This is a genomic window from Vibrio sp. V03_P4A6T147 (assembly GCF_002241085.1).
Lineage (GTDB): Bacteria > Pseudomonadota > Gammaproteobacteria > Enterobacterales > Vibrionaceae > Vibrio > Vibrio anguillarum.
On sequence record NZ_NDIO01000407.1, the window covers coordinates 1 to 4,907 of the forward strand.

The window sequence follows — 4,907 nt, forward strand, 5'->3', positions numbered from 1 at the left end:
CGTATGGAGAAGAAACTAGCATTTTTTCAAAACAGGGGTGATTTACGACGCAACTATTTTGAACAATTACTTGCAACAAAACATGGCTAACAGCGAGAATGCCTATTCAGTTATAGAGGACAACGGCATTATGAGCAAAACGTTTGAATTGGTATCGGGTTATCAACCGTCAGGCGATCAACCTACGGCGATCAAGCAATTGTTTGATGGGCTAGATGCAGGTCTTGCTCATCAAACCTTATTGGGTGTGACGGGTTCAGGGAAAACATTCACCTTGGCTAATGTGATCGCCAAGGCGCAGCGTCCGGTTATCTTGTTGGCACCGAATAAAACGCTCGCAGCCCAGCTGTATGGTGAGATGAAGTCATTTTTCCCCAATAATGCGGTTGAGTATTTCGTCTCTTATTACGACTACTATCAGCCAGAGGCGTATGTGCCGACCACGGACACATTTATAGAAAAAGATTCCTCGATTAACTCACACATAGAACAAATGCGACTCTCCGCGACTAAAGCGCTGCTTGAGCGTAAAGATGCGATTATTGTGGCTTCTGTATCGGCGATCTACGGTTTGGGTGATCCTGATTCTTATCTGAAAATGATGCTGCATGTTCGCCGTGGCGATGTAATGGATCAGCGCGACATTATCCGCCGTTTAGCCGAGCTCCAATACACACGTAACGATATGGCGTTTGAACGTGGTCAATTTAGAGTTCGTGGAGAGGTCATCGATATCTTTCCCGCGGAATCGGATTATGCGGCCGTGCGTGTTGAAATGTTTGATGATGAGGTAGACTGCATCGGTTTGTTTGACCCATTGACGGGCGCAATGATTCAGCGAGATCTTCCTCGCTATACCATCTATCCTAAAACGCACTACGTTACGCCAAGAGAGCGCATTGTAGATGCGATAGAGCACATCAAAGAGGAGCTGCGAACTCGCCAAGCCTACCTGTTGGAAAACAATAAACTACTCGAAGAGCAGCGCATATCGCAGCGTACTCAATTTGATATTGAAATGATGAATGAGCTCGGTTTTTGTTCAGGTATTGAAAACTATTCACGTTATCTTAGTGGGCGAAAAGAGGGAGAGCCGCCTCCGACCCTGTTTGACTATCTACCGCATGACGGTTTATTGATTATCGACGAATCACACGTAACCGTGCCGCAAATTGGCGCGATGTTCAAAGGCGATCGTTCACGCAAAGAAACGTTAGTGGAGTTTGGTTTCAGGTTGCCTTCCGCTTTAGATAACCGTCCATTAAAGTTTGAAGAGTTCGAATCACTTGCGCCGCAGACGATTTTTGTTTCTGCTACCCCGGGCAACTATGAGCTAGAAAAATCAGCCGGACAAATTGTGGATCAAGTGGTGCGCCCAACCGGACTACTTGATCCCGTGCTGGAAGTACGACCAGTCGCAACACAAGTGGATGATGTGTTGTCAGAGATCCGCATTCGCTCAGCGAAAGATGAACGTGTGCTGATCACGACATTGACTAAACGCATGGCTGAAGACTTAGCTGAGTATCTTCATGAACATGGGGTTAAGGTCAGATATCTGCACTCAGATATTGATACTGTTGAGCGGGTTGAGATTATTCGTGACCTTCGCCTAGGCGAGTTTGATGTGTTAGTGGGTATTAACTTACTGCGTGAAGGTTTGGATATGCCTGAAGTCTCTCTCGTCGCAATTCTTGATGCGGATAAAGAAGGCTTTCTACGTTCAGAACGTTCATTAATTCAGACCATTGGCCGTGCGGCACGTAACATTGAAGGCAAAGCGATTCTCTATGCTGACCGCATTACTAACTCAATGAAGAAAGCGATGGATGAGACCGATCGTCGCCGTGAAAAGCAGCAAGCACATAATGAAGAACAAGGGATAACACCTCAGGCGCTGAAACGTAATGTCAAAGATATTATGGAGTTAGGTGATATTACTAAGTCCAAGCAGCAGAGGATGAGCAAACAAGTACCTTTGTCGAAGGTGGCAGAAAGCTCGCAAACTTATGAAATATTCACGCCACTACAACTGGAAAAAGAGATCGCCAAACTAGAAGGGTTAATGTACAAACACGCACAAAACCTAGAATTTGAATTGGCTGCCGAAAAGCGTGACCAAATTGAAAAACTGCGTCAGCAGTTCATTACCAACAGTTAAAAAAATAGCCAATAGAAAAAGGTCTATTGGCTGTTATTTGTGAACACTTTATTCACTAACAACGTCAGTTGGCTAGGTGACCCCTAAGGGTCATATTGAATAGAGCACATATCGTGCCAATTAATTTTATGCAAAAAGGGCTATTAACTAACGAATTAGTGCCTTTTTGTTATTTTATTTTGCAAAATGCGAACCTTAATGCAATAGTTAAGGCAAAGTGCAAAATAATAATGGCTAGAATATGCAACCTGACTTTTCTCTACAAAAGGCTAAATATCTTTTGATGGTGGAAGATACGGCTTCCGTTGCGGCGCTGTATCGTTCATACCTCACCCCCCTTGAAATCGATATCAATATTGTTGGTACAGGTCGTGATGCGATAGAGAGTTTAGCTCACCGAGAGCCGGACCTCATATTGCTGGATCTTCGATTACCCGATATGACGGGCATGGACGTTTTACATGCTGTGAAAAGTCACTACCCCAATGTGCCAGTGATATTCATGACCGCTCATGGTTCGATCGATACCGCAGTGGAAGCGATGCGTCACGGTGCCCAAGATTTCTTGATCAAACCTTGTGAAGCAGACCGCTTGCGCGTCACGGTTAACAACGCCATACGTAAAGCTAGCAAACTAAAAAATGGGGCTGGTAACCCGGGTAATCAGAACTACCAAGGTTTTATCGGCAGCAGTCAAACCATGCAATCAGTCTATCGAACCATTGACTCAGCGGCCTCCAGTAAAGCCAGTATTTTTATTACTGGCGAAAGTGGTACGGGTAAAGAGGTGTGCGCAGAAGCGATTCATGCGGCCAGTAAACGTGGCGATAAACCCTTCATTGCGATTAACTGCGCCGCCATTCCTAAAGACTTAATAGAGAGTGAACTCTTTGGCCACGTGAAAGGCGCATTTACTGGCGCAGCGACCGATCGCCAAGGCGCAGCCGAGTTGGCTGATGGCGGCACACTGTTTTTGGATGAACTGTGTGAAATGGATTTGGATTTGCAGACCAAGCTGTTGCGCTTTATCCAAACGGGCACATTCCAGAAAGTGGGCTCATCGAAGATGAAAAGTGTCGATGTTCGTTTTGTCTGCGCTACCAACCGCGATCCATGGAAAGAGGTACAAGAGGGTCGTTTTCGTGAAGATTTGTACTATCGTCTTTATGTGATCCCATTGCATTTACCACCGCTACGCGAGCGAGGCGATGACGTTATTGAAATTGCTTACTCTTTGCTCGGCTTTATGTCTAAAGAAGAAGGCAAAGGTTTTGTCCGCTTAGCGCCAGAGGTTGTGGAGCGTTTTACGCGCTATGAATGGCCGGGTAATGTGCGTCAACTGCAAAACGTGTTGCGGAATGTGGTGGTATTGAACCACGGCAACGAGATCGAACTGAGCATGTTACCGCCACCGCTAAATCAAGTCGTGGATAACAAGATCCGATTAGCAAACCTAACGACGGAAACGCGCAAGGAAAATATAACCGTGCACGATATTTTTCCTTTATGGATGACGGAAAAGCAAGCCATCGAACAAGCGATAGAAGCGTGTGATGGTAATATTCCTAAAGCAGCCAGTTATTTAGACGTTAGCCCTTCAACGATCTACCGCAAGCTTCAAGCGTGGAACAGTAGAGAGAACTCATAGAGATATGGAACTGATCAATAAAAACAAAATTGCGCATTTGGCCCAAGAAATTGGAGAAGAGAATGTGCCAATATTGCTCGATATTTTTCTCAGCGAGCTGAGCGCCTATACACAGAAGCTAGCTGATCAAAATCTGCCGGATAAAATCGAATATTTAAAAGACATCAGCCATGCTCTAAAAAGCAGTGCCGCCAGCTTTGGTGCGGATAAACTGTGCGCTAAAGCGGTGGATATCGATAGCAAAGGAAAGGCAAACTGCATTTTTGATGAGGCTGAAGAAGTGGCGGCGATGCGCGCTCTTATCGAAGAGACGCATCGTTGCTACTGCCACTTGATGGATTAGCTTGTGAGTTGATTCTCAATGGCTTTTTGAAGTTTAACTCGGTCGTGCCGCCAGTCACGATTGGATGATGCTAGCTCTGTAGTGACACAATGCCAGTGTTCAGCCAGCTCCGGATGTGGTGTATCGCCGATCACCACATCGATTTTTCGCGCGTGGCAGGCGCGCTCACACCATTCCAATTTCTGCCGTAGCGACATGCGACCAGCAGGTCCTTGCTCGGGAGACAAGTTCTCAACAAAAATCAGCTTTGCTTTTACGTTTTGCTCAATGGCATTGCCAATTTCGGGCAGCAGTAGTGGTGGCATCACACTGGTGAGAAAGCTTCCCGGGCCAAGGATGATGCAGTCTGCTGCACTGATGGCGAGTATGGCTTCTTTGGTTGCTGGCACTTCAGGTGATAAATCTAAGCGCCTTAAATCTTCCGTCATCTCGTCCACGTTCGTTTCACCCGTGACCCAGTGACCATCCATAGAAAGTGCACTAAGATCAGAAGGATGCTCTGACATAGGTAAGATATTAACATCGACTTTGAGCATGTTTCGGATCAAGTTGATCGCGTCTAAAGGGCGCACAGATAGGTTATCTAATGCAGTCAGCATCAAATTACCGAGGTTATGGCCATTGAGTTCTCCCGCACCTTTAAAGCGATATTCAAACATCATCGAACTGATGGAAGGCTCAGTGATCAACTGGTTGATACAGTTACGTGTATCGCCCCATGCAATGCCACCTTGGCAGTGGCGAATGCGCCCAGT

4 protein-coding genes are annotated in these 4,907 nt (G+C 46.0%); 3 read left to right on the forward strand and 1 reads right to left on the reverse strand.

All coding sequences use genetic code 11. The features are described from left to right. Positions 1-130 precede the first annotated feature (130 nt). The 3 genes from uvrB (at position 131) to luxU (ending at position 4,152) form a co-directional block, all read left to right on the forward strand. Positions 131-2,161, forward strand: coding sequence for an excinuclease ABC subunit UvrB (gene uvrB, locus B9J84_RS15375; RefSeq protein ID WP_094124508.1), 2,031 nt, complete (start codon positions 131-133; stop codon positions 2,159-2,161). Between the two features lie 241 nt (positions 2,162-2,402). After that, positions 2,403-3,809, forward strand: coding sequence for a quorum-sensing sigma-54 dependent transcriptional regulator LuxO (gene luxO, locus B9J84_RS15380; protein WP_094124509.1), 1,407 nt, complete (start codon positions 2,403-2,405; stop codon positions 3,807-3,809). Between the two features lie 4 nt (positions 3,810-3,813). Further along, complete coding sequence (gene luxU / locus B9J84_RS15385) at positions 3,814-4,152, forward strand: quorum-sensing phosphorelay protein LuxU (protein WP_013857261.1); 339 nt, start codon at positions 3,814-3,816, stop codon at positions 4,150-4,152. Here luxU and yvcK read toward each other — a convergent pair. After that, on the reverse strand, positions 4,149-4,907 hold a 759-nt coding region (yvcK, locus tag B9J84_RS15390), incomplete at its 5' end, for a uridine diphosphate-N-acetylglucosamine-binding protein YvcK (protein ID WP_094124510.1). The two genes, luxU and yvcK, sit on opposite strands and share 4 nt — an antisense overlap.